The following is a 23647-nucleotide window of genomic DNA, read 5'->3' on the forward strand; positions in this document are numbered from 1 at the left end:
CAGGCAGGCGCTGCGCGTTGCCTCACCCGCCGTACAAGGCCTTGCGCGAAGCGCCGGTCAGTTCGGCGGCCAGCTTGGCGGCGGTGGACGGCGGCAGGTGTTCGCTGAGCTTGGCGTAGACGCGGCGGCCTTCGGCCAACTGCGCGTCGGCATCGTCGCCGGCACCCTGCACCATCAGCACGAACTCGCCCTTGCGCTGGTTGTCGTCGGCCTCGACCCGCGCGTGCAGGTCGGCCAGGGTGCCGTCGAGCACGGTCTCGAACAATTTGGTCAGTTCGCGCGCCAGCACCGCCGGGCGGGCGTCGCCGAAGGCGGCGCGGCAATCGGCCAGGGACTCGGCGATGCGGTGCGAGGCTTCGTAGAACACCAGGGTGCGTGGTTCGCTGGCCAACCGGACCAGGCGCTCGCGCCGCGCCGAGGCCTTGGCCGGGAGGAAGCCCTCGAAGGCGAAGCGGTCGCTGGGCAGGCCGGCCACGCTGAGCGCGGCGATCGCCGCGCAGGCGCCCGGCACCGGGCTGACCCGCACCCCGGCCGCGCGCGCGGCGCGCACCAGGCGGTAGCCGGGATCGCTGACCAGCGGGGTGCCGGCGTCGCTGACCAGGGCCAGCGACTGCCCCTCCAGCAGGCGCGCGACGATACGCTGCGACAGCGCCTCCTCGTTGTGTTCATGCAGCGCCAGCAGCGGCCGCTCGATCCCGAAGTGCGCCAGCAACTGGCCGCTGCGGCGGGTGTCCTCGGCGCAGATCGCCGCCACCGTGCGCAGGGTCTCCTGGGCGCGCGGCGTCAGGTCGGCGAGGTTGCCGATCGGCGTGGCGACGACGTGCAGGGTTCCGGGCTGGGCGCTCATCTACGGGCTTTCCATGGTCAAGGGTAGAATCGTAGCGGTTTTCCCCGGCGCGCCCGGCGTGCCCAGCCGAATGGACCAGAAATGAACAAGCGATTCGCAAGGATTTCCGCCCTGTCGCTGCTGGCGTTGCTCATCGCCGGCTGCGCCACCTCCAGCGTGACGCCGAGCGCCTCGCCGGCCCAATCGGCGGCGCTGGCGCTGCTGGACCAGGGCAAGCCGCGGGACGCGGCGCAGCAGCTCGAGGCGCAGGCCGCCGGCGCCACCGGCAGCGCCCGCAACCAGTTGCTGGGCGACGCCGCCTTCGCCTGGTACGAGGCCGGCGACGCCGCCCGCGCGCGCAGCCTGCTGGCGCAGGTGCAGACGCGGCAGTTGCCGCCGCTGAGCAAGGTGCGGGTGGCGCTGGTCGAGGCCGAGCTGGCCCTGGCCGACCGCCAGCCGGCCAAGGCGCTGCAGGCGCTGGGCAGCGATCCGCAGGCGGTGCCGCAGAACCTGCGCGCGCGCTGGCACCTGGCCCGCGCGCAGGCGCTGGAAGGCACCGGCGACGCCAACGCGGCGCTGGACGAACGCGCCCGCGCCGACAACGGCCTCAGCGGCCAGGCGCGCAGCGACAACCAGCGCGCCATCGTGCGTCAGCTGGCCACGCTCAACGACGCCACCCTGCAGGCGCGCGCCGGCGCGCTGCCGGCCGGCGACCCGCTGTACAACTTCGTCGGCCGCGCCCTGCTGAGCCGCGGCCTGGCACTGCCGCGCCCGTTCGACCGCGGCGAGCAGTGGGGCTTCGACACCAGCAAGCGGCCGCCGGCCGAGCGCGACGGCTACCGCCCGCCGGCCAAGCTGGCGGTGCTGCTGCCGTTGAGCGGCAGCCTGGCCACCGCGGCCGCGCCGGTGCGCGACGGCCTGCTCGCCGGCTATTACGGCGAGACCCGGCGGCGCCCGCCGATCGACTTCATCGACACCACCGGCACCCCGGCCGGGGCGCTGGCCGCTTATCAGAAGGCGGTCGATGGCGGCGCCGACTTCGTGGTCGGCCCGCTCGGCCGCGACGAGGTCACCGCGCTGTTCGCGCGCGACGCGCTGCCGGTACCGGTGCTGGCGCTGAACCGCGGCACCCACGCCCCGCCCGGCGGCAGCGCCGGCTTCTCGCTGGCCCCGGAGGACGACGGCATCGCCGCCGCCGAGTACCTGCTGGCGCACGAGCGCAGCAATACGTTGGTGATCGGCAGCAACGACGACAACGGCCGCCGTGCGGTGGCCGCGTTCCGCGACCGCTTCAGCGAGCGTGGCGGCAAGGTCGCCGGCAGCATCAGCGTGGCCGAGACGCCCGGCGACATCGCTGCGCAACTGCGCAACGCCGGCGCCGCCGACTCGGTGCTGCTGGCGGTGAAGGGCACTACCGCCCGCGCGCTGGCGCCGCAGCTGGCACTGGCCGGTTTCGCCGGCAAGACCCGGGTCGCGACCTCGCAGCTGGTGCTGGGCACCGGCAAGCCGGAGGACGACCTGGTGCTGGACGGCATCGTCTACCCCAGCGAACTGTGGAACGTGCGCGGCGTCGGCGGCCTGCCGGCGGCGACCAGCGTGGCCGACATGCTGCCGACCGCGCGCGGCCCGGCCGGGCGCCTGTTCGCGTTCGGCTACGACGCCTGGCAGATCACCGCGTACCTGGAGAAGCTGGCGACCGGCAAGGACAGCGCCCTGCGCGGCGCCACTGGCGTGCTGCACCTGGACGGCTTCGGCAACATCGTGCGCACCCCGGCCTGGTCCACCTTCAGCGGCGGGCGCCCGACCCCGCTGCCCGATGGAAACTGAGCGGCGCCGACGCGGCAACGCGGTGGAAGCGGCGGCGCGCGCAGAACTGGAGCGCGCCGGCCTGCGCTTGATCGCCGCCAACGTCGCCTTCCGCGGCGGCGAGCTGGACCTGGTGATGCAGCAGGCGCAGAGCCTGGTGTTCGTCGAAGTGCGCTACCGGCGCAGCACCGCGTTCGGCGGCGGCGCGGCCTCGGTGGACCTGCGCAAGCGCCGCCGCCTGCTGCTGGCGGCGCAACTGTTCCTGGCCGCGCATCCGCAGTACGCCAGCTGGCCATGCCGCTTCGACGTGGTCGAGGCCGAAGGCGACCCGCCGCGGCTGACCTGGCTACGCGACGCGTTCCGCGCCGAGGATTGCTGAGATGCCCAGCATCTTCACCCACGCCGCGGTACCGCTGGCGCTGTGGGCCGCCGCCGATCGCGGGCGCATCTCCACGCGCCTGCTCGGCGCCGGCATCGTCGCGGCGATGCTGCCCGACGCCGACGTGCTCGGCTTCGCCCTGCACATCCCCTACGCCGACGCCTTCGGCCATCGCGGCGCCAGCCACTCGCTGCTGTTCGCCGTGGTGCTGGGCGCGCTCGGCGCGCTGCTGCACCGGCCCCTGCGCGCCGGCGCGGTGCAGGCGGCCGCATGGCTGTTCGTCTGCACCGCCTCGCACCCGCTGCTCGACGCGATGACCTCCGGCGGCCTCGGCGTGGCCCTGGCCTGGCCGTGGAGCGAGCAGCGCTGGTTCGCGCCGTGGCGGCCGATCCGGGTCTCGCCGTTCGCCAACGGCTTCTTCAGCGCGCGCGGCCTGGCCACGCTGCTGTCGGAACTGCGCTGGGTGTGGCTGCCGCTGGCGCTGGCGGTGCTCACCTGGAAACTGCTGCAGCCGCCCTCGCCCACCGCGTCTTCCTCTTCGCCGCCTTCGTCATGACCACACCGCTGCCCGCCGCGCTCACCGACACCCTCGCCACCCTGCTCGGCCCAGAGGGCTGGCGCACCGACGCCGACAGCCGGCGCAGCTACGGCGAAGACGATTCGCGGCGCTGGGCGCTGGCCGACGCGGTGGCGCTGCCGCAGACCCGCGAACAGGTGCAGGCGATCGTGCGCGCCTGCCGCGCGCACCGCGTGCCGCTGGTGGCGCGCGGTGCCGGCACCGGTACCGCCGGCGCCGCGGTGCCGTTCTCCGGTGGCGTGGTGCTGTCGTTCGCGCGCATGAACCGCATCGTGCAACTGCGCCCGGCGGACCGCTGCGCAGTGGTGGAACCCGGCGTGCTCAACGGCGACCTGCAGCAAGCGCTGGCGCCGCACGGGCTGTTCTGGCCGCCGGACCCGTCCAGCGCGGAGATCTGCAGCGTCGGCGGCAACCTGTCGACCAATGCCGGCGGGCCGCGCGCGGTGAAGTACGGCGCCACCCGCGACAACGTGCTCGGCCTGGTCGCGGTGACCGGCAGCGGCGAGGTGATCCGCTGCGGCGGCGCCTATACCAAGGACGCCACCGGCTACGACCTGACCCACCTGCTGGTCGGCAGCGAAGGCACCCTGGCGCTGATCGTGGAAGCGACGCTGAAGCTGTCGCCGCGGCCGCTGGCGCAGGCCGGGCTGCGCGCGTTGTACCGCGACGCCGCCGGTGCCGCCGCCGCGGTGTCGCGGCTGATGGCGCAGCCGAGCACGCCGACCATGCTGGAGTTCATGGACCGCAGCGCGATCGCACTGCTGCGCCGCAACGGCAGCGACGTGCCCGAGGCCGGTGCGATGCTGCTGATCGAGGCCGACGGCGACCACGACACCCTGCCCTACGCGCTGCAGGCGCTGGGCGCGGCGGCCGAGGGCGACGGCCTGCTGGCGCTGGACGTGGCCGCCGACGGCAGCGCGCGCGATCGCCTGTGGGCCGCGCGCCGCGCGCTGTCGCCGGCGCTGCGCACGATCCGACCGGGCAAGATCAACGAGGACGTGGTGGTTCCGGTGTCGCGCATTCCCGAGCTGGTCGCCGGCGTGGAAGCGCTGGCCGCCGAGTTCGACCTGCCGATCGTCGCCTTCGGCCATGCCGGCAACGGCAACCTGCACGTCAACATCATGTACGCGCCGGACGACGCCGCCGAAACCGCGCGTGCCCAGGCCGCTCTGCCGCGGCTGTTCGCGCTGGTACTGGCGCTGGAGGGCACGCTGTCCGGCGAACACGGCATCGGCGTGGCCAAGCGCGACTACATGGACCAGGCCTTCGACGCCGCCACCCTGGACGCGATGCGCGCGATCAAGCGCGCGCTGGATCCGGATGGGATCCTCAATCCGGGGAAGGTGTTGCCGAAGCCTTGAGGGGGATTGGGGATTGGGGATTGGGGATTGGGGATTGGGGATTGGGGATTGGGGGTTCGGGGTTCGGGATTCGGGATTCGGGATTCGGGATTCGGGATTCGGGATTCGCAACAGCGTCTTTCGCGTACTGATCCATTGCAACGTCGCCATGCCGCCATGCCGTTGTAGGAGCGGCCTCAGCCGCGACGGGCATCACCGGTAAGACGACGGTCGCGGCTGAAGCCGCTCCTACGATGGACCGGGCGATCGCGGCACAAGCAATGGCATGGCGCTATCGCTGCCGTCGACCGATGCGGTGCGCGGCGGCGATGTGCCCTGCCGGACACTACTGCCGCGAATGCAGCTTTCAAGGCGCCCACTCGGCAGACGTGACCACACTGACGTGATCGGCCCCTTCGGCGAGCGTCGGCGCTTCGAAGAGGTCGTGCACCGAGCGGATCGCCTCCTCCGGAACCTGTTCGTCCGCTGCCCGCTGCAGGTTCCGCGCAAGCGCAACGGGCAGTGCGACCTTGATCCAGACGATCTCGATCCGGGCGCCGGCCGCGTTCGCAATGGCGATGATCGGCGCCCGATGCCGGGCACCGGGCAGCGCCGCATCGAAGTAGACGGTGCATGGCCGTACCGGTTGCCGCGCAATCCACGTGGTCTTGCCCGCGCCCTGCAGGCCGCACACGATGACGACCGTCCAGGTGCCGGCGGATTCGCACGCACCGGCGAGGATCGTGGTCAGGGCATCGTGGCTTTGCCGCCACGCGGCTTGGTTGCGTTCCGGTGTCCACTCGCGGCCACGTTCCGTTTGCAGGAAGTGGTCCGGGTTGACCACGATGGGAAGGGAGCACACGGTCATCTGTTCTTTCGTTTATCGCGTTCCACCGCCTCCAAGGGCACGCGTTGCCGCCGTAGGAGCGGCTTCAGCCGCGACCGGGCGTTACCGGGAAGCCCAAGGTCGCGGCTGAAGCCGCTCCTACGGACAGCGGGGAAGGCCGCTACATCCGATCACGCCGACGGACACTGCACGCCGATGAAGCGCAACCCCACGCCCGGCTCGGTGGCGATGTAGCGCGGGGCCACGGCGCTGTCGCCGAGTTTCTGCCGCAGCTTGCCGACCAGGATGCGCAGGTAGTGGGTGTCGTCCTGATGAGTGGGCCCCCACAGTTCGCGCAGCAGTTGCGGCTGCGTCACCACGCGGCCGCTGTGGCGCAGCAGCAGGGCGAGCAGCGCGTACTCCTTGCGGCTGAGCGGCAGTGCCTCGCCGTCCAGGCGCACCTCGCGCAGGCCCAGGTGGATGTGCAGGTGGCCGTCGTCGAACACCGGCTCGGCCTCGCCGGCCACCGGCTGCATGCGCAGCAGCACGCGGATGCGCGCCATCAATTCCTGCACGCCGAAGGGCTTGGTCACGTAGTCGTTGGCGCCGGCGTCCAGCGCCTGCACCTTCTCGGCCTCGCCGGCGCGCACGGTCAGCATGATCACCGGCACCGACGACCATTGCCGCAGTTCGCGCAGCACGCTGTGTCCGTCCTGGTCGGGCAGGCCGATGTCCAGCACCACCAGTTCGGCGCCGTGCGCGGCCAGCTGCGCCAGGCCGCCGGCGCCGGTGTCGGCCTGCAGCACGCGGTAGCCCTGTGCGCGCAGGCTGATGTCGAGGAACCGGCGGATCTGCGGCTCGTCGTCGATGACCAGCACGCGCGGCGGCGGAATCGGATCGGCGTGGGACTCAGTCGGCATCGGGGCGGGACGGCGGCGCGGCGGGTTCGATGAGCGGCAGGGTAATGCGGATCGTGGTGCCGCGGCCATCGGGACCGGGCAGCGCCTCGACGCTGCCGCCGTGCGCGCCGATCATGCCCTGGCAGATGGTCAGGCCCAGGCCGGTGCCGTGGCGGCCGCGATCGCCGCGCTCGACGCTGTAGAACATGTCGAAGATACGCGCGCGCTCGTCCTCGGGAATGCCCGGGCCGCGGTCGCTGATGTCGATGCGCAGGCGGCCCTCGACCATGCCGGCGGCGACGCGGATCGCCGCGTCCGCCGGCGAGAACTTGGCGGCGTTCTCCAGCACGTTGAAGATCGCCTGTTCGACCAGCGCCGGGTGCACCCACAGCGTCGGCAGGTCCGCGGCCAGGGCGATGTCCAGGCGCACCTGCGGCTGGTAGCGCTGCAGGCGCCGCGCGGCCGAGCCGATCAGTTCGTCCACGCCGATCCAGTCGCGGTTCAAGGTCAGCCCGGTGTGGCCGAGCCGGGTCATGTCCAGCAGGTTCTGGATATAGCGGTCCAGGCGCTCGCCTTCCAGTTGGATGGTGTCGAGCAGGCTGCGGCGATCGTCCGCGTCCATCGCCTGGCCGTAACTGGACAGGCTGCTGGCCGCGCCGATCATCGCCGCCAGCGGCGAGCGCAGGTCGTGCGAGACCGAGGACAGCAGCGCCGAGCGCAGCCGCTCGGTCTCGCCGCTGACTCGCGCGCTCTCCAGGTCGGCCACCAGGCGCGTGCGCAGTGCGGCCTGGCCGATGTCCTCGACCATCGCTTCGGCCAGGCGCTGCTGCTCCAGGCCCGGGCGCTGCACGCCGGCGCCGAAGCGCAGCCCGACCACGCCGATCGTGCCGCGCTCGTGGCGCACCGGCAGGAACCACCAGCTCGCGCCGGCCAGGGTGTCGGTGAAGCGGCCGGTGGCCTGGCCGTGGCGCTGTGCCCAATCGGCGGCGCTGCGGTCCACCGCGGCCATCGACGGTGCGTAGTCGTCGGCCCCGTCGTGGGCGCGCTCCAGCGGCTGCAGGCGCAACCAGGCCTCGGCGTCGAGCGTACCGGCGAGCGCGCGGCGCCCGGCCTCCAGCACCTGGCCGAGATCGGCGGCGCTGGCCAGTTCACGGCCCAGCCGCTGCAGCGCGGTGGTCTGCGCGTTGGCCGCGCGCAGCGCCAGCACCTGCATGCGCAGGCGCGAGGCCAGGCGCCCGGCGACCAGCGCCGCGACCAGGAACAGCAGCACCGTGACCAGGCCCTGGCGCGCGCCGATGTGCAGCGTGTAGCGCGGATCGATGAAGAAGAAATCGTAGGCGAGGAAACTCAGGATGGCGGCCAGCACCGCCGCGGCCATCCGCGTCTTCGCCGCCACCATCACCACCGCGACGATGAACACCATCGACAGGTCGTCGATGCCGACCCAGCGCTCGGCCAGCCAGCCCACCGCGACCGCGGCCAGGGTGGCGACCGTGGCGAACACCAGGTCGTCGCGCGACAGCCAATGCCCCGGGCTGCGCCAGCGCCGCCGCGCGCGGGCGCGCGCCTCCGGCGAACTGATGATCACCAGTTCGTAGTGCGCGCCGCGTTGCAACAGTTGCTGGGTCAGGGTGCGGTTGATCATGCGCGCCAGCGGGCGCTCGCGGGTGCGGCCCAGCACCAGCGTGGACACGCCGCTGCGCGCGGCGTGGTCGAGCAAGGTGTCGGCGACGTTGGCGCCGTGCAGCAGCGCGGCCTCGCCACCGAGCCGGCGCGCCAGCGCGAACGCGCGGTCGATTTCCAGCTGCCAGTCGGCGTCGGGCTGCGCCTGGGTCTGCACGGTCACCACGGTCCACGGCGCACCGCGGCGCTCGGCCAGGCGTCGTGCCACCCGCACCAGGTAGTCGGACTGGCCGCGGCCATCGATCGCCACCATCACCGTGCGCCGTAGCGCGACGCTGGTGCGGCCCTGCGCCGCCTGCACGTCGCGCAGATCGTTGTCGACGCGGTCGGCCGCGGTCTGCATCGCCAGCTCGCGCAGCGCGGCCAGGTTCGACGGCGAGAAGAACGCCTGCAGTGCCTGCCCGGCCTGCTCGGGCAGATACACCTTGCCCTGCTGCAGGCGCTCGATCAGCTCGCGCGGCGGCAGGTCGACCAGGACGATGTCGCGCAGGCGGTCGAAGATCGCATCGGGCACGGTCTCGCTGACGCGCACGCCGGTGATGCGGTGGACCACGTCGTTGAGGCTTTCCAGGTGCTGGATGTTGACCGTGCTGTAGACGTCGATGCCGGCGTCGAGCAATTCCTGCACGTCCTGCCAGCGCCGCTCGTGGCGGCTGCCGGGTGCGTTGCGATGGGCCAGTTCGTCCACCAGCACCAGCGGCGGGCGCAGCGCCAGCAGCGCATCCAGGTCCATCTCCTCCAGGGTGCGGCCGCGGTACTCCAGCCGCCGCCGCGGCTGCACGGTGAGCCCTTCCAGCAGCGCCGCGGTCTCGGCGCGGCCGTGGGTCTCGACCACGCCGACCACCAGGTTGCTGCCCTGCTGCTGCAACTGCCGCGCGCGCGACAGCATCGCGTAGGTCTTGCCCACCCCCGGCGCCGCGCCGAGGAACACGGTCAGGCGCCCGCCGCGCTCGCGCTGCAGTTCGCCGATCAGGGCATCGGCCTGTTGGGTGCGGGGATCAGACATGGTTAGTGGAGGCGGAAGTTTGGCGGGTGCGGGGACCCGGGACCCGTAAAAGCGTAACAGCGCTACTTCGCCTACCGCTGTTGCTGTTGCATTCGCTCTTCCCGGGCGCCGGGTCCCGGGTCCCGGGTCCCGGCGCCACCATCAAGCGCCAAGTTCAACCCAAGCACATTCACCCTCGCCTCCCCCAGCACGCCGAACTGGCGCGGCTGGGTCTGCGCGGCGACCAGGGCGGCGACGGTCTGCGGTGGCAGGCCGCGCGCGGCGGCCACGCGCGCCACTTGCAGTTGCGCGGCCTCGACGCTGATGTCCGGGTCCATGCCGCTGCCGGACTGGGTGACCAGGTCGTCCGGCACCTGCGCCGGGTCGATGCCCTCGCGCGCGGCCACCGCCTGGCGGGTGTCGTCCAGGCGCTTGCGCAGGTCGGGGTTGCTGCGTGCCTGGTTGCTGCCGGCCGCCGACATCGGGTCGTACTTGGCGCCGGACGGACGCGGCTGGAAATAGCCGGCGGCGGCGAACGGCTGTGCCACCAGCGCCGAGCCGACCACGCGGCCGTCCTTGGTGCGCAGGCTGCCGTTGGCCTGTTCGGGGAACAGCGCGCCGGCCAGCACGGTGGCCAGCAGCGAGTACAGCGCCGCGGACGCGAGCACCAGCAGCGGCAGCACCAGCACGGCGCGCCAGCGCATCGGTTCGCGGGGGGAAACGGAGGACACGGTCATGGAGGCAATTCCGAAAGAGCGTGAGAATCGGCGCCGGGGTCAGCCCAACGCCACCAGCAGCAGGTCGATGGCCTTGATCCCGACGAACGGCAGCAGCACGCCGCCCACGCCATAGATCAGCATGTTCCGGCGCAGCAGCGAGGTCGCCGAGGACGGGGTGAAGCGCACGCCGCGCAGCGCCAGCGGGATCAGCGCCGGGATCACCAGCGCATTGAAGATCAGCGCCGCCAGCACCGCGTTGGTCGGGCTGGACAGGTGCATCACGTTCAGTGCGGCCATCTGCGGGATCGAGGCGGCGAACAGCGCCGGCAGGATCGCGAAATACTTGGACACGTCGTTGGCCAGCGAGAAGGTGGTCAGCGCGCCGCGGGTGATCAGCTGCTGCTTGCCCACTTCCACCACCGCCAGCAGCTTGGCCGGATCCGAATCCAGGTCGACCATGTTGCCGGCCTCCTTGGCCGCCTGGGTGCCGGAGTTCATCGCCAGGCCGACGTCGGCCTGGGCCAGCGCCGGGGCGTCGTTGGTGCCGTCGCCGACCATCGCCACCAGGCGTCCGCCGGCCTGCTCCTGGCGGATGCGCGCCAGCTTGTCCTCGGGCGTGGCCTCGGCGATGTAGTCGTCGACGCCGGCCTCGGCGGCGATGGCCGCGGCGGTGAGCGGGTTGTCGCCGGTGATCATCACCGTCTTGACGCCCATCGCACGCAGCCGCGCGAACTTCTCGCGCACGCCGTGCTTGACCACGTCCGACAGCTCGACCACGCCCAGCACGTGCCGGCCCTCGGCCACCACCAGCGGCGTGGCGCCGCTGCGCGCCACCTGCTCGACCCGGCTCTTCAGCTCCGCCGGCACCTGCCCGCCCAGCGCGGTGACGTGGCGGATCAATGCATCGGCGGCGCCCTTGCGGATCGACCGCGGCGGCTGCATGCCGGCCGCCGGCAGGTCGACGCCGGACATGCGCGTCTGCGCGGTGAAGGCGACGAACTCGGCACCGGCCGGATCGGCCGGCGGCAGGCCCTGCTCGCGGGCCAGGCGCACGATCGACTTGCCTTCCGGGGTCGGATCGGCCAGCGACGACAGCATCGCCGCCTCGCGCAGCTGCGCCACGTCCACGCCGCTGAGCGCATGGAACACGGTGGCCTGGCGGTCGCCGTGGGTGATGGTGCCGGTCTTGTCCAGCAGCAGCACGTCGACGTCGCCGGCCACTTCCACCGCCTTGCCCGACTTGGCCAGCACGTTGGCCGACAGCGCGCGGTTCATGCCGGCGATGCCGATCGCCGGCAGCAGCCCGCCGATGGTGGTCGGGATCAGGCACACCAGCAGCGCGATCAACAGCAGCGGATCCACGTGCACGCCGACGAAGCCGGCGATCGCCGGCAGCGTGGCGACCACGATCAGGAAGGTCAGGGTCATCGCCGCCAGCAGCATGGTCAGCGCGATCTCGTTCGGCGTCTTCTGCCGGTTGGCGCCTTCCACCAGCGCGATCATCCGGTCCAGGAAGCTGTGGCCCGGCTCGGCGGTGACCTTCACCAGGATCTCGTCGGACAGCACCTTGGTGCCGCCGATGACGCCGGAGCGGTCGGTGCCGGCCTCGCGCAGCACCGGCGCAGACTCGCCGGTGACCGCGGCCTCGTTGATCGTGGCCAGGCCGTGCACGATCTCGCCGTCGGCCGGGATCAGCTCCCCGGCCGAGACCACCACCAGGTCGCCCGGGCGCAGTTCGGCGGCCGGCACGCTGGTCTCGCCGTCCAGCCGCGCGCTGGCGACCCGGCGCGCCACCAGGTCCTTGCGCGCGCGCCGCAGCGAGGCGGCCTGGCCGCGGCCGCGCGCCTCGGCCACCGCCTCGGCGAAGTTGCCGAACAGCACGGTGACCAGCAGGATCGCGGTCACCGCCCAGCCAAAGCCGGCCGGGCCCTGGCCGGCCACGGTAATCAGCGCCGACAGCAGCGTGCCGGCAAAGACCACGGCCATCACCGGGCTGCCGAGCAGATGCCGCGGCGACAGCTTCAGCACGCTGTCGCGCAAGGCCGCGCGCAGCGCCGCGGCATCGAACAGCCCAGGCCGGCGCGCCGGCGAAGAAGCCACGGAAGTAGAAGGAAGCGGGGTGCTCATCGTCGTCGTCTCAGTGCGCGGCCAGGGTCAGGTGATCGGCGATCGGTCCCAACACCAGGGCCGGCGTGAATTGCAGAACGGTCAGGACCGCGATGACCGCGATCAGGGTCAGCGCGAAGGTCGGGGTTTCCACCTGCAGGCTGCCGCCGGTTTCTGGCGCCACCCGCTTGCGCGCCAGTTGTGCGGCCACGATCAGCGGCACGATCAGCGCCGGATAACGGCCCAGCAGCAGCACCGCGGTGCAGCTCAGGTTCCACCACGGAATACCGTCGCCCAGCCCCTCGAAGCCGGAGCCGTTGTTGGCGAACGCCGAGGTGTACTCGTAGAACACCTGGCTGATGCCATGGAAGCCGGGATTGGAGGTCGCCGAGATCGACGCCGGCAGGGCCAGGGTGACCGCGGTGAAGCCGAGCAGCACCAGCGGTTGCAACAGGATCAGCAGCGCTAGCAGACGCACTTCCGGCGCCTCGATCTTGCGCCCGAACAACTCCGGGGTGCGCCCGGTCATCAAGCCAGCCAGGAACACACTCAGCAGCAGATAGACCAGGAACTGCTGCAGACCGCAGCCGATGCCACCCCAGATCGCGTTGATCAGCATGTTGACCATGGCCACGCCGCCGGTCAGCGGCGCCAGCGAATCGTGCATGGCGTTGACCGAGCCGTTGGAGGTTTGCGTGGTCAGCGACGACCAGGCCGCCGACGCATCGACGCCGAAGCGCACCTCCTTGCCTTCCATCAGCGCGGCGCTGCCGGGCGCATGGCCTTCGGCCCACAGCGACACCGCGGTGGACGCCAGCGACATCACCAGCATGCTGCCGAGCACCAGCGCGGTGAACTTGCGGCGTCCGGTGAACGGGCCGACCATGAACGCCACCGCCACCGGGATCAGCACGATGGCCAGCACTTCCAGCAGATTCGAGAACGGCGTGGGATTCTCCAGCGCCATCGCGCTGTTGGGGCCGTACCAGCCGCCGCCGTTGGTGCCGAGCTGCTTGATCGCCACCATCGCCGCGACCGGGCCGAGCGGGATCTTCTGCGTCTGCTGCCCGGCGCTGGCGTCCAGCGGCGTGGCGACCGGACCGGCGGCCAGCGTCGACGGCACGCCCTGCTGGGTCAGCAGCAGCGTCCACAGCAGGCACAGCGGCAGCAGGAAGCGCAGGGTCGGCCGGATCACGTCGGCCCAGTAGTTGCCGAGATCCACGTCCTGCGTCGCCTCGCCACCGGTGGCGGCCGCAGCGGTGCGCGCCGCGTCATGGCCACGCCCGCCGAACAGGCCGCGCAACGTCGCCGCCACCAGCGCCAGGCCCATCATCGGGGTGATGAACTGCAGGCCGACCACGCCCACCGCCTGCGACAGGTACGACAGCTGCGCCTGGCCCGAGTAATGCTGCTGGTCGGTGTTGGTGAGGAACGAGACCATGGTGTGCAGCGCCACGTCCCAACGCATGTTGGGCACCGCATCGGGATTGAACGGCAGCCAGGCCTGGGTCACGAACAGCGCGAACACCAGCACGCCCAGCACCAGGTTGCTGGCCAGGAACGCACCGGCATAGGCGCGCCAGTGCATGCCGCGCGCCGGATCGGTCCCGAGCAGGCGGTACAGCGGGCGTTCGATCCAGCCGAACAGCGCGTCGCCGCGCATCGGCGCCCCGCGCATCACCTTGGCCAGGTACAGGCCCAGCGGCCATCCCAGCAGCAGCGCGAGCGCATAGACAAGCAGTGTATCGATCATGGAAGTGGCACTCGGCTCAGAAATCTTCGGGGCGCAGGATCACGTACAGCAGGTAACCGGCCGCGACGATCACCGCCACGCCGCAAACGAACGAAAGCCAACCGCTCATGGTCTCAACTCCGAAACAAAGGGACGGCCCGCCGCAGGGCAGGCCGCAATCGCATGGGAATACCCCCGCGCGCGACGCGCACGGCGGCAGAAGGGAAGCGCAACATGGCGACGCACGCCGGGTCGGACAGGCCTTCTGGCCCAGGCCGGCATTATCGAAGCCGGCGCCATAAACTCTCCGTGGCGAAGCGGCGCGGCGCGCATAAATTCTGCGTAAAACCGCGCGGCGCCGGTGATCGCGCGCGATCGCAGGCGCATCGCCATGGTCTGCGCCGGCAGCGCGCGATGCCGCGCGACGCCGCCGGCACCGCGTGCGCCGTCCTCAGTAATGCAGGATCGCGTCGATCAACGCCGTGGCCTGATGATTGCGGCGCCCCCCGTCGTAGGCGGGGAAATCGTAGGCGTGCTCATAGCGCAGCTCGGGGCGGATCTCCAGGTCCTGCGACACCCAGTGGGTCAGCCCGATGGTGTGGCTGGAGTAGCGCGTGGCGAAGCCGGTGCGCTGGCCGTCGTGGTCGTTCACGAACTCGTTGCGAATCGCCAGCATGTCCGACGCGCCGAGCTGGATGTTGACGTAGTTGACGATGGCATCGGCGGTGCTGCGTCCCAGCGGGAAGTCCGGCGCCTCGCCCAACGCATAGCCCGGGCGCCCGGTCGGCGCATGCGACTGCGACGGATCGGTGGCCAGTGCCTGGTCGCGCACGTAGAGGTGGTAGGCCTCGGTGAGCATGTGCACCTTCGGCGAGAAGCGGTGGCCCCAGGTCAGCACGAACTCCTGCAGGTTGTTGTAGGTCTGCGCGGCGTTGTTGTACGACTCCACGCAGGGATACAGCATGTCGTCGTTGCTCTTGGAGACCCAGCGCAGGCAGGCCTGCGCGCTCAGGCGGCTGGTCGCGTCCCAGATCGCCGAATCGTCGCCGCCATGCACGCCGAGTTGCAGCGTCCACTGGTCGTTGAGCTTGGTGGTGGTGAGCACGCCCATGTTGGTATAGGCATCGACCGTGTACAGGATCGAGTGGGTCAGCAGATAGTTGTTCGGCGAGAACTGCGCCTCGATGTCCGGCAACGACAGATAGCGGCCGACCGTGACCAGCATGCCCTGCGCCACCGACGGCAGGTACAGGTCCACGTGCGCGATCATCGGATCGTTGCCGTAGATCTTGCCGTTGAGCGCGCTGTTTGGCTGCGGGTGGTGCAGCAACTGGTCGCTGGTGACGCCCTTCATCGTGGTGTAGTGGTAGTCGTAGCCGTAGAGGTCGTCGAGGTGGAAGCCCCAGTCGACATGATCGGTCTGCACCGTGTCCGGCACGCGCTGCAGGCGGATCAACGCCTGGTTGAATTCGCCGCGGTTGGGCCGTGTGGAGTAGGACAGCGGATAGTTGGTGCGCGAGGACGTGCTGGCGTTGAGCGAGGGATTGATCCAGCCGTACAGCTCGATGCGGTTGCGCTGCATCCACTGCCCCACGCGCGTGCAGGCCAGGGCCTTCTCCACCGGATACTGCGCATTCTCGTTGGGCACGCCGACCGGATAGTCCACCGCGCCGAGCTGCCATTCGGCCGACGGGAACGGCGGCGAGGAGAACGGCGCCGCCAGGCCGCGGCGCGCCGGCGGCGGCGCATCGGGATCGGCCGGTTGCGCATCCTCGCGATAGGCGGAGGCCAGGCGCGAGAAGAAGCCATTGGCGCAATCGGCGCTGCGCGCCAGCGGCGCCGTGGCGGCATCCGAGGCCGGCATCGCCTCGGACACGGGCGCCGCCAGGCCCGCGGCGGCGGCATCGCCCGCACACAGCAGGGCCAGGGACAGGAACAGGGGATGGAGCTTCATGGACATTGCGACTTCGGCTCTGCAACGAGCCGTCCTTTTCGGGTGGAGGGAGGCAACGACAGCGCGCCGCCTCACGCGCACGCGCCATCGCAGGCGATGCGCCTGGTGGCCCATCGCGGGGAGAGAGGTGGAATGCGGCGCCGCGGCGGCGGCGTCAGCGGGTCACTGCGCGTGCAGTGAACGCGCGCGGCTGCGTGGAGGCGGATGCTGCGACGCGCTGCGACAGCCGTGGCGACGTCGCAACGCGCGAAGAATGGCGGCGATGCTGATGCGGACACCAGGCCAGTGCGCCCCCAGCGGATGCCGCAGGTGGCGCCTGCAGGCGACCGTTGCAGGCAGCGGCAGGCTCAAGATCGCAACCATCGATTCCACGCACACATCCCCGTCGTCAGCGCGGAAAGTATGCGGAATCGCCGGATATCTTCGTTGCAAAGCGCGCGCCGGTTCGAATAAAAGCTGCGTAAATTCGTGCGCGTGACTAGCGTCGCGTCGATCCTGGCTATACGAGGCTGCGCCCGTACCCTCATCCGCCCCTACGGGGCACCTTCTCCCAATGGGAGAAGGGAAAGGCCGAAGCCCCTCTCCCACCGGGAGAGGGGTTGGGGTGAGGGTCGGCGCGCGAAGCGCACGCGCGGACCTATCACTGCGAGGCTGCGCCCGCACCCTCATCCGCCCCTGCGGGGCACCTTCTCCCAATGGGAGAAGGGAAAGGCCGAAGCCCTTCTCCCACCGGGAGAGGGGTTGGGGTGAGGGTCGGCGCGCGAAGCGCACGCGCGGACCTATCACTGCGAGGCTGCGCCCGCACCCTCATCCGCCCCTGCGGGGCACCTTCTCCCAATGGGAGAAGGAAAAACCACTGCCTCAGTGCAACGGCACACTCAGGAACGACGGCGCCGCCGCCGGCGAACTGAAGCTCACGGTGCCGCCGAAGCGGCTGGCCGAGGTGTAGCGCGGGTCGGTGGTGTCCACCACCAGCACCAGGCGGCGGCCAGCCGGGATGTCGACCGCGGTCGCCTGCAGCGCCAGGTCGAGGGTGACCGGCGTGCCCGGCGTCGCGTTCCGCAGCGTGTACGGCACGTGGCTGAGCAATTGCGCCGAACCCGACCCGTCCATGCTGTAGAGATAAGCGAACAGCGATACGTTCGACTGGCTCGGGGTCACCGTCAGCCGCAGCGACGGCGCGCCGGCCAGGCGCTTGTCGCTGGCCAACACCGGGCCGCTCCACACCGCGGCACCCACCCGGCTGACCAGCGGAATCGAGGTCGTCACCGGTTGGCCGAGGCCCTGCAGCAGGCCACTGACCATCACGACACCGGAATCGGCCAGCGTCGGCACGTCGGTGGCGATGCGGTAGTTCCAGCCGCTGCTGTTGGCGCTGGTCAGCGCCCCGGTCGGCAGCAGCAGGCCGCTGGGGCCCGTCAGGCCGTAGCGGGTGGCGCCGGCCTGCACGCTGTTCCAGTCGGCATAGCTGAGCCAGTCGCCACCGAGGGTGGACAGTTGCACCGGCGCTTCGCGGTCCACGCCGTTGTCGCGGCCCTTGAGGTAGCGGTCGAACCAGCGCGTGGCCTCGGTATACACCTGGTTCGGCAGGCCCAGCGCACCCGGCAGTTCGGCGGTGGCGTGGTCGCCCTGACTGAACATCAGATGCTTGGGCACGCTCAGCCGGTTGTACAGGTCGATGTACTGATTCGGCGGGAACAGGCCGTCGTTGAAGGCATTGGCCATCAGCACCGCCGGGCCGTTGCGGTTGAGCGCCTGCACCTCGTTGATCACCCCGCGCTCGGCCGCCTTGGGCAGGAAGCCCTGTACCGCGCCGTCGTAGTCGCCGACCGCCACGTGCGCGGTGATCCGCGCCAGGTCCGGGCCGGGCCGGCCGGTGAGCGTGCCGGCACCGACCAGCAGGGCGACGCCCTGCTGGCTGACCGTGCTGTTGGCGTACAGCGAGGCCTGCAGATCGGCCCAGCCGCTGAGTGCGGCCACCGCCTTGATCCGCGGGTCGCGCGCGGCGGCGAGCAGGCTGGTGCCGGCGCCGTAGGAGATGCCGGAGACGCCGATCGCCTTGGCGTCGGCCGGGGTGTTGGCCAGCGCCCAGTCGATCACCGCGCTGACGTCCTCCACGGTCGGTGCCCCGGCGATGTCGATCAGCCCCTGCGAATCCCAGAACCCGCGCGAGGTGTAGCTGACCACCACATAGCCGTCGTTGGCCAGTTCGCTGGCGCGGCCCACGTACTCCAGGTTCGGCAGCGACCAGCTGGCCGGCATCACCACCAGCGGGAACGGTCCGGGTCCCTGCCCCTGCGGCACCAGGACCAGCGCGCCGAGCTTGGTGCCATCGAAACTGGAAATGCTCTGGTACTGCTTGCTGAAGCCGGCCGCGGCCGCGGCGGCGGAGAACACCAGCAGCATCGCGCCAAGGGCGATGCGACGTGAGACGGACATGCGCATGGACTGCCTCCCAAGCGGCGCCGGACCGGGATGGCCGGCTGCCGGAACGGTTACGCCAGAACGGTGACAAGCGCTCGACACGGGGCCGGGCAGGCGGACCGTACCACCGGGTACGGGCGATGTTCACGCCGCAGTGCGGCACGGTATGGAAGGGGGTGTCGGTCGACCTTGGCGCGCGGCACACCGGCGCTGGCGCCGCGGCCCGTGGCCGGCGCGCGCTCAGGCCACGCGGCTCAGCTCAGAAAGTGCTGGTAGCCGCTTCGAGGCGGTTGCCACCGCTGGCCGTCGGCATCGCGCACCACGATGCCGCGACCGGCGACGATGCGGCCGATCGGCGTCGCCGCGACCCCCACCGCCTGCAGCGCCTGCACGATCGCCGCGCGCTGCGCCGGGTCGGCGGTGAAGCAGAGTTCGTAGTCGTCGCCGCCGCCCAGTTGCCAGGCATGCACCTGCGCAGGGGCCGCGTCGGCCGGGGCGGCGACCGCCGGCAGCGCGGCCAGGTCCAGTTCGGCACCGACGCCGCTGCGCGCGCAGATGTGCTCCAGGTCGGCCAGCAGACCGTCGGACACATCTACGCAGGCGCGCGCCAGGCCGCGCAGGCGCACGCCCGCCTGCACGCGCGGCGTCGGCCGCAGCAGGCGCTGGCGCAGGCGTTCGTGCAGGGGATCGGCGGCCGGCGTGGTCACGTCCAGGCGGCCAGCCTGCCACAGCGCCAGCGCCGCGGCGGCCTCGCCCGGCTGACCGGTCACCCAGACCTCCTCGCCCGGTTGTGCGGCATCGCGGCGCAGCGCCGCCGTCGCCGGCACGCTGCCGATCGCGGTGACCGACAAGGCCAGCGGCCCACGCGTGGTGTCGCCGCCGGCCAGGCCGATGCCGTGCGCGTCGGCCAGCGCGAAGAAGCCCTCGGCGAACGCATCGACCCAGGCCATGTCGACCTGCGGCAGCGACAGCGACAGCGTGCACCAGCGCGGCTGCGCGCCCATCGCCGCCAGGTCGGACAGATTCACCGCCAAGGTCTTCCAGCCGATGTCGGCGGCCGCGGTCTCGGCCGGAAAATGCACCCCGGCATTGAGCGTATCGGTGGTGATCGCCAGCAACTCCCCTGCTGGCGGCAGCAGCAAGGCCGCATCGTCGCCGATGCCCAGCGGCAGGTCGTCACGCGCCCGACTGCGTGCGCGCAGGCGCTCGATCAGATCGAATTCGGGCATTGGAGGGCCGGGATTGGAGATTTGGGATTGGGGATTGGCAAAAGCGCGTTCGCGGACAGGAATGCGGCTCCTGCGAATCCCCAATCCCGAATGCCCAATCCCGCGCCGTCAGGCGCCTCCGCCCGACTCCACCGCGCGCCACTGCAGCGCGGCGCGGTCGAGGACGCCGTTGACGTAGGTGTGGCCGTGCTCGGAGCCAAAGCGCTTGGCGGTCTCGATCGCTTCGTTGATCACCACGCGGTACGGCACGTCCATGCGGTGCAGCAGTTCGTAGGCGGCCAGGCGCAGCACCGCGCGCTCGATCGCGTCCACTTCCTCGACCGTGCGGTCCAGGTAGCCGACCAGCGCTTCGTCCAGTTCGGCGCGGTGCTTGAGCACGCCTTCGACCAGGTTCTCGAAGTACACCAGGTCGGCGATCTCGTGCGCCTGCTCGTGCGCGAACTGCGCGATCACGTGCTGGGCGTTGCCGCCGGAAATCTGCCAGGCGTAGATCGCCTGCAGCGCACGCCGGCGCGCGCGCGAACGCAGGACCGGATCGACGCCGTCGCGGCGTGGGTGGTGCTTGTGGCCAGCGGGTTTGTTCACGGCAGCAGCTCCAGCAGGTTGACCATCTCCAGCGCACCCAGCGCCGCTTCCTCGCCCTTGTTGCCATGGCTGCCACCGGCACGCGCCTCGGCATCCTCGACCCGCTCCACCGCGAGCACGCCGTTGAGCACCGGGATGCGGAAGTCCAGCGACACCCGCAGCAGGCCCTCGGCGCAGCCGTCGGCGACGTGTTCGTAGTGGCGGGTATCGCCGCGGATCACGCAGCCCAGCGCGATGATCGCGGCATGCTTGCCGGCCGCGGCCAGGCGTGCGGCGACCAGCGGCAGCTCCCACGCGCCCGGCACCCGGATCACGTCCACCGCGTCCTCGGCGATGCCGTTGCCGGCCAGGCTCTGCCGCGCGCCGGCGACCAGCACGTCGGTGATGCGGGCGTTCCAGCGGCTGGCGATGATCGCGAAACGCGCCGACTCGGGAGTACGGAGGTCGCCTTCGTAATGGGACATGGCGGTGGCAGCTTGAGGGGGTGGGAGAGTTTAACAGCCGGGACCCGGGACCCGGGGCCGGGGACCCGGGAGAAGCAAAAGCGATGGCATGCAGAGATCCGATCCGCGCCGGAATCAGGCGCTTCCGGGTCCCGGGTCCCGGGTCCCGGTCCCCGGCTCCACATGCTCCACCACCTCCAGCCCGAACCCGGCCAGGCCGATCTGCCGGCGCGGGGTGCCGAGCACGCGCAGCTTGCCCAGGCCCAGGTCGGCCAGGATCTGGCTGCCGGCGCCGTTGCGCCGCCACTGGCCTACGTCCTTGCCGTGCGCCGCCTCCGGCTGCGCGCGCAGCCGCGCCAGCAGCGCCTCGCTGTCGCGCGGCGCCGACAGCACCACCATCACCCCGCGCTCGGCGGCGGCGATCGCGCGCAAGGCGTCGCTGGCGGCCACGCCGAAATCGTCGCGACGCCAGTGCAGCAGGTCGGCCAACGGGTTCTCCACCTGCACCCGCACCAGGGTCGGCGTCTCTGCGTCCGGGGTGCCGCGGACCAGGGCGAAGTGCAGGTCGTGGGCGATGCGGTCGCGGTAGGTGACCAGGGTAAAGCCGCCGAACTCGGTGTCGATCGGCCGCTCGTCGATGCGCTCGACGGTGTGCTCAGTGGCCAGGCGGTAGGCGATCAGGTCGGCGATCGAGCCCATCTTCAGCCCGTGGGTGCGGGCGAACGCCTCCAGCTGCGGACGCCGCGCCATGCTGCCGTCGGGGTTGAGCACTTCCACCAGCACGCCGGCCGGCTCCAGCCCCGCCAGCATCGGCAGGTCGCTGGCGGCCTCGGTGTGGCCGGCGCGGGTCAGCACCCCGCCCGGCTGGGCGATCAGCGGGAAGATGTGGCCGGGCTGGCTGAGGTCGTGCGGCTTGGCGTCCGGCTTGACCGCGGTGCGCACGGTATGGGCGCGGTCGTAGGCGGAGATGCCGGTGGTCACACCCTCGGCCGCCTCGATGCTGACGGTGAAGTTGGTATGGAATTGCGCGGTGTTGCGCTGGACCATCGGCGCCAGGCCCAGCTGCGCGCAGCGCTCGCGGGTCAGCGACAGGCACACCAGGCCGCGCGCGTGGGTGACCATGAAGTTGATGTCCGAGGGCTTGACCAGCTCGGCGGCCATGATCAGGTCGCCCTCGTTCTCGCGGTCCTCGTCGTCGACGATGACCACCATGCGGCCGGCGCGGAGTTCTTCCAGCAGCTCGGGGACGGAGGCGAAATTCAGGCTCGGGGTAACGGAAGGCGACATGCGGGGACTCGCGGAAAGACGGAAGGCGCCGCGCGCGCCGCAGACGGCGGCGCAGCGTGGCGGACAGGCGAAACGGACGCGGCCAGGATCAGTCCTGGCGGCCCTGCAGCAGGCGTTCGACGTAGCGCGCGACCAGGTCGATCTCCAGGTTCACCGCCGCGCCGACCGCGGTCTGCGCGAACGCGGTGTGCGCCACGGTGTGCGGGATCAGCGCGACTTCGAAGCCTTCGGCGTCGACCTCGTTGACGGTGAGGCTGACCCCGTCCACGCAGATCGAGCCCTTCTTGGCGATGTAGCGCAGCAGCGCCGCCGGCGCAGCGAAACGCCAGCGCTGCGCGCGCGCGTCGTCGTGGATCGACAGCACCTGGCCGAGCCCGTCGACGTGGCCGCTGACCAGGTGCCCGCCGAGGCGATCGCTGGGACGCATCGCCCGCTCCAGATTCAGTGCCGCGCCCTCGGCCAGGCGGCCGAGCGTGGTCAGCGCCAGGGTCTCGGTGGAGGCGTCGGCCTGGAAAGAGGCCGCGTCGAAGGCGACCACGGTCAGGCACACGCCGTTGACCGCGATGCTCTCGCCCAGGCGCACGTCGGCGAACGGCAGGCTGCCGGTGGCGAAGGTGAAGCGGATGTCGCCGCCCTGCGGCTGGCGTGCGGCGAGATGGCCGACGCCTTCGATGATTCCGGTGAACATAGCTACGTTTCTCGCAATGGGGTGAGCGAAAAACGCCACAAGGCAAACAGGCACGCGCACAGCCGCGAGGCTGCGCGAAGGCCGTCTTCTTTCATCCGGACTATACCGTCGGCTCCGGCATCGCACCGGATCTGCTGACCTTCCCGATTCGACGCGTCGCGCCTGCGCCGGGAAGCGCTCGCGGGCTCGTGCGCGAACGCACCTACCGCCGGTGGGGAATCGCACCCCGCCCTGAAGACGTTTGTGGTCGCCGGCGAACCGGCCCGCGCATTCTAGCAGGCGTGGTCACGCAGGCCTGACGCGCACTGGCGACCAGCGCAGGACACTGCATCGCGCGATGCCCCCCCAAGACAGCAATGTGAAATATTTGTTAATATGCTCGCGGCGACAGCGACGTCGCCCGTGTCCGCCCTGCAACGGGGCACTGACACTGCCATTCATTCGGAGAGCACCACCCATGCGCAACACCCTGATCCTGGCTGCCCTGTTGGCGGCCGCGCCCTTTGCCGCGTCGGCTGAAGGCTTGAGCTACAACTATGTCGAAGGCGGCTGGAACCGCACCGAGATCAACGTCAACGCGTCCTCCGAGGACGTCAATGGCGGCTACCTGCGCGGTTCCTGGCAGATCGCCGAGCCGGCGTATGTGTTCGGCGGCTACCAGCGCGCCAGGGAGGACTTCGTCCTGTCCGAGGTGTACACCGCCAAGATGACCGTGCAGCAGGCCAGCCTGGGCATCGGCTACCGGCAGGAAATGACCGAGCGCGTCGACTTCATCGCAGACGCCAGCGTACTGCGGGTCAAGGCCGAAGCCGACCTGCGCGAGGACGGCGTGCGTCTCGGCCGCGGATCCGATTCCAGTACTTTGGGCGCCGTCAATCTCGGCTTGCGCGGCAAGCCCTCGCCGCGGACCGAAGCCTGGATCAAGGCCGGCTACATCGACGGCAGCGATGCCGACCAGGGCAAGTTCGTCGGCACTCTCGGTGGCCAGATCAACTTCACGCGCACCTGGGGCATGGTCGGCGAATTCGAATACATCGATGACGCCAGCCAGTACAAGGTCGGCGTGCGCGCCAGCTTCTGATCCAACGCGCGGCGTGTTGAGCGCACAAAGGGCACGCCGGCATGCACCGCCGGCGTGCCCTTTGCGTTTCTGCGCCCC

The 23647-nt window shown here is 71.1% G+C and carries 20 protein-coding genes and 1 riboswitch; of the genes, 5 read left to right on the forward strand and 15 right to left on the reverse strand.

The window, feature by feature from the left end; translation table 11 throughout:
* Positions 1-22 precede the first annotated feature (22 nt).
* Complete coding sequence (rsmI, locus tag FHR56_RS00850) at positions 23-847, reverse strand: 16S rRNA (cytidine(1402)-2'-O)-methyltransferase (RefSeq protein ID WP_160948107.1); 825 nt, start codon at positions 845-847, stop codon at positions 23-25.
* Between the two features lie 81 nt (positions 848-928).
* Here rsmI and FHR56_RS00855 point away from each other — a divergent pair, with 81 nt between their 5' ends.
* From FHR56_RS00855 to FHR56_RS00870, 4 genes are read left to right on the forward strand one after another with little or no spacing between them, the layout of a single operon-like run.
* Entirely contained in the window at positions 929-2653 is a 1725-nt protein-coding gene (locus FHR56_RS00855; RefSeq protein ID WP_160948108.1) for a penicillin-binding protein activator, read from the forward strand.
* Entirely contained in the window at positions 2643-3011 is a 369-nt protein-coding gene (locus FHR56_RS00860) for a YraN family protein (RefSeq protein ID WP_160948109.1), read from the forward strand. Before FHR56_RS00855 ends, FHR56_RS00860 begins: the two co-directional genes overlap by 11 nt.
* A 1-nt stretch (position 3012) precedes the next feature.
* Positions 3013-3567: a metal-dependent hydrolase gene (locus FHR56_RS00865; protein ID WP_160948110.1), complete on the forward strand. Its 555-nt coding sequence runs from the start codon at positions 3013-3015 to the stop codon at positions 3565-3567.
* Entirely contained in the window at positions 3564-4949 is a 1386-nt protein-coding gene (locus FHR56_RS00870; RefSeq protein WP_184502386.1) for an FAD-linked oxidase C-terminal domain-containing protein, read from the forward strand. The genes FHR56_RS00865 and FHR56_RS00870 overlap by 4 nt, the downstream gene beginning before the upstream one ends.
* 346 nt (positions 4950-5295) lie before the next feature.
* Here FHR56_RS00870 and FHR56_RS00875 read toward each other — a convergent pair whose 3' ends face one another.
* From FHR56_RS00875 to FHR56_RS00940, 14 genes are all read right to left on the reverse strand, one after another.
* Positions 5296-5796, reverse strand: coding sequence for an AAA family ATPase (locus tag FHR56_RS00875; RefSeq protein WP_160948429.1), 501 nt, complete (start codon positions 5794-5796; stop codon positions 5296-5298).
* 149 nt (positions 5797-5945) lie between these two features.
* On the reverse strand, positions 5946-6674 hold the full coding sequence (locus FHR56_RS00880; RefSeq protein WP_160948428.1) for a response regulator transcription factor: 729 nt from the start codon (positions 6672-6674) through the stop codon (positions 5946-5948).
* Positions 6664-9342, reverse strand: coding sequence for a sensor histidine kinase KdpD (locus tag FHR56_RS00885; protein ID WP_160948427.1), 2679 nt, complete (start codon positions 9340-9342; stop codon positions 6664-6666). Before FHR56_RS00885 ends, FHR56_RS00880 begins: the two co-directional genes overlap by 11 nt.
* Before the next feature lie 71 nt (positions 9343-9413).
* Positions 9414-10025, reverse strand: a complete 612-nt coding sequence (gene kdpC / locus FHR56_RS00890; RefSeq protein ID WP_237473372.1) for a potassium-transporting ATPase subunit KdpC — start codon at positions 10023-10025, stop codon at positions 9414-9416.
* A gap of 72 nt (positions 10026-10097) precedes the next feature.
* The gene (gene kdpB / locus FHR56_RS00895; RefSeq protein ID WP_184502387.1) at positions 10098-12167 is read right to left on the reverse strand and encodes a potassium-transporting ATPase subunit KdpB; all 2070 of its coding nucleotides are present in this window, start codon (positions 12165-12167) and stop codon (positions 10098-10100) included.
* Positions 12168-12177: 10 nt separating this feature from the next.
* Complete coding sequence (kdpA, locus tag FHR56_RS00900; RefSeq protein WP_160948424.1) at positions 12178-13899, reverse strand: potassium-transporting ATPase subunit KdpA; 1722 nt, start codon at positions 13897-13899, stop codon at positions 12178-12180.
* Between the two features lie 16 nt (positions 13900-13915).
* Positions 13916-14008 carry a potassium-transporting ATPase subunit F gene (locus FHR56_RS00905; protein WP_010341961.1) on the reverse strand — a complete coding sequence of 31 codons (93 nt, stop codon included), beginning with the start codon at positions 14006-14008 and terminating at the stop codon, positions 13916-13918.
* A 321-nt stretch (positions 14009-14329) separates the two neighbouring features.
* Positions 14330-15838 (reverse strand): outer membrane beta-barrel protein, encoded by a 1509-nt coding sequence (locus FHR56_RS00910; protein WP_160948423.1) that lies wholly within the window; start codon positions 15836-15838, stop codon positions 14330-14332.
* Positions 15839-16693: 855 nt separating this feature from the next.
* The gene (locus FHR56_RS00915) at positions 16694-18277 is read right to left on the reverse strand and encodes a CocE/NonD family hydrolase (RefSeq protein ID WP_160948422.1); all 1584 of its coding nucleotides are present in this window, start codon (positions 18275-18277) and stop codon (positions 16694-16696) included.
* 233 nt (positions 18278-18510) lie between these two features.
* Complete coding sequence (thiL, locus tag FHR56_RS00920) at positions 18511-19485, reverse strand: thiamine-phosphate kinase (RefSeq protein ID WP_160948421.1); 975 nt, start codon at positions 19483-19485, stop codon at positions 18511-18513.
* Positions 19486-19593: 108 nt separating this feature from the next.
* Positions 19594-20070 (reverse strand): transcription antitermination factor NusB, encoded by a 477-nt coding sequence (gene nusB, locus FHR56_RS00925; protein ID WP_019796520.1) that lies wholly within the window; start codon positions 20068-20070, stop codon positions 19594-19596.
* Positions 20067-20534 (reverse strand): 6,7-dimethyl-8-ribityllumazine synthase, encoded by a 468-nt coding sequence (ribH, locus tag FHR56_RS00930; protein WP_160948420.1) that lies wholly within the window; start codon positions 20532-20534, stop codon positions 20067-20069. Before ribH ends, nusB begins: the two co-directional genes overlap by 4 nt.
* 114 nt (positions 20535-20648) lie before the next feature.
* The gene (ribB, locus tag FHR56_RS00935; protein WP_160948430.1) at positions 20649-21776 is read right to left on the reverse strand and encodes a 3,4-dihydroxy-2-butanone-4-phosphate synthase; all 1128 of its coding nucleotides are present in this window, start codon (positions 21774-21776) and stop codon (positions 20649-20651) included.
* A gap of 112 nt (positions 21777-21888) precedes the next feature.
* Positions 21889-22488 (reverse strand): riboflavin synthase, encoded by a 600-nt coding sequence (locus tag FHR56_RS00940; protein ID WP_160948419.1) that lies wholly within the window; start codon positions 22486-22488, stop codon positions 21889-21891.
* A gap of 79 nt (positions 22489-22567) precedes the next feature.
* A riboswitch (FMN riboswitch) is annotated at positions 22568-22731 on the reverse strand.
* A 214-nt stretch (positions 22732-22945) separates the two neighbouring features.
* Between FHR56_RS00940 and FHR56_RS00945 the strand changes: the two genes are divergently transcribed.
* Positions 22946-23569, forward strand: coding sequence for an outer membrane beta-barrel protein (locus FHR56_RS00945; RefSeq protein WP_160948418.1), 624 nt, complete (start codon positions 22946-22948; stop codon positions 23567-23569).
* The last annotated feature ends 78 nt before the right edge of the window (positions 23570-23647 follow it).

This window comes from Xanthomonas sp. F10, assembly GCF_014206815.1.
Taxonomy (GTDB): Bacteria; Pseudomonadota; Gammaproteobacteria; order Xanthomonadales; family Xanthomonadaceae; genus Xanthomonas_A; species Xanthomonas_A indica.

What these genes read in the sequence shown, in the direction of transcription:
- rsmI (WP_160948107.1), bottom strand. Translation starts at nt 847, where the DNA reads ATGAGCGCCCAGCCCGGAACCCTGCACGTCGTCGCCACGCCGATCGGC.
- FHR56_RS00855 (WP_160948108.1), top strand. Translation starts at nt 929, where the DNA reads ATGAACAAGCGATTCGCAAGGATTTCCGCCCTGTCGCTGCTGGCGTTG.
- FHR56_RS00860 (WP_160948109.1), top strand. Translation starts at nt 2,643, where the DNA reads ATGGAAACTGAGCGGCGCCGACGCGGCAACGCGGTGGAAGCGGCGGCG.
- FHR56_RS00865 (WP_160948110.1), top strand. Translation starts at nt 3,013, where the DNA reads ATGCCCAGCATCTTCACCCACGCCGCGGTACCGCTGGCGCTGTGGGCC.
- FHR56_RS00870 (WP_184502386.1), top strand. Translation starts at nt 3,564, where the DNA reads ATGACCACACCGCTGCCCGCCGCGCTCACCGACACCCTCGCCACCCTG.
- FHR56_RS00875 (WP_160948429.1), bottom strand. Translation starts at nt 5,796, where the DNA reads ATGACCGTGTGCTCCCTTCCCATCGTGGTCAACCCGGACCACTTCCTG.
- FHR56_RS00880 (WP_160948428.1), bottom strand. Translation starts at nt 6,674, where the DNA reads ATGCCGACTGAGTCCCACGCCGATCCGATTCCGCCGCCGCGCGTGCTG.
- FHR56_RS00885 (WP_160948427.1), bottom strand. Translation starts at nt 9,342, where the DNA reads ATGTCTGATCCCCGCACCCAACAGGCCGATGCCCTGATCGGCGAACTG.
- kdpC (WP_237473372.1), bottom strand. Translation starts at nt 10,025, where the DNA reads ATGCGCTGGCGCGCCGTGCTGGTGCTGCCGCTGCTGGTGCTCGCGTCC.
- kdpB (WP_184502387.1), bottom strand. Translation starts at nt 12,167, where the DNA reads ATGAGCACCCCGCTTCCTTCTACTTCCGTGGCTTCTTCGCCGGCGCGC.
- kdpA (WP_160948424.1), bottom strand. Translation starts at nt 13,899, where the DNA reads ATGATCGATACACTGCTTGTCTATGCGCTCGCGCTGCTGCTGGGATGG.
- FHR56_RS00905 (WP_010341961.1), bottom strand. Translation starts at nt 14,008, where the DNA reads ATGAGCGGTTGGCTTTCGTTCGTTTGCGGCGTGGCGGTGATCGTCGCG.
- FHR56_RS00910 (WP_160948423.1), bottom strand. Translation starts at nt 15,838, where the DNA reads ATGTCCATGAAGCTCCATCCCCTGTTCCTGTCCCTGGCCCTGCTGTGT.
- FHR56_RS00915 (WP_160948422.1), bottom strand. Translation starts at nt 18,277, where the DNA reads ATGCGCATGTCCGTCTCACGTCGCATCGCCCTTGGCGCGATGCTGCTG.
- thiL (WP_160948421.1), bottom strand. Translation starts at nt 19,485, where the DNA reads ATGCCCGAATTCGATCTGATCGAGCGCCTGCGCGCACGCAGTCGGGCG.
- ribH (WP_160948420.1), bottom strand. Translation starts at nt 20,534, where the DNA reads ATGTCCCATTACGAAGGCGACCTCCGTACTCCCGAGTCGGCGCGTTTC.
- FHR56_RS00940 (WP_160948419.1), bottom strand. Translation starts at nt 22,488, where the DNA reads ATGTTCACCGGAATCATCGAAGGCGTCGGCCATCTCGCCGCACGCCAG.
- FHR56_RS00945 (WP_160948418.1), top strand. Translation starts at nt 22,946, where the DNA reads ATGCGCAACACCCTGATCCTGGCTGCCCTGTTGGCGGCCGCGCCCTTT.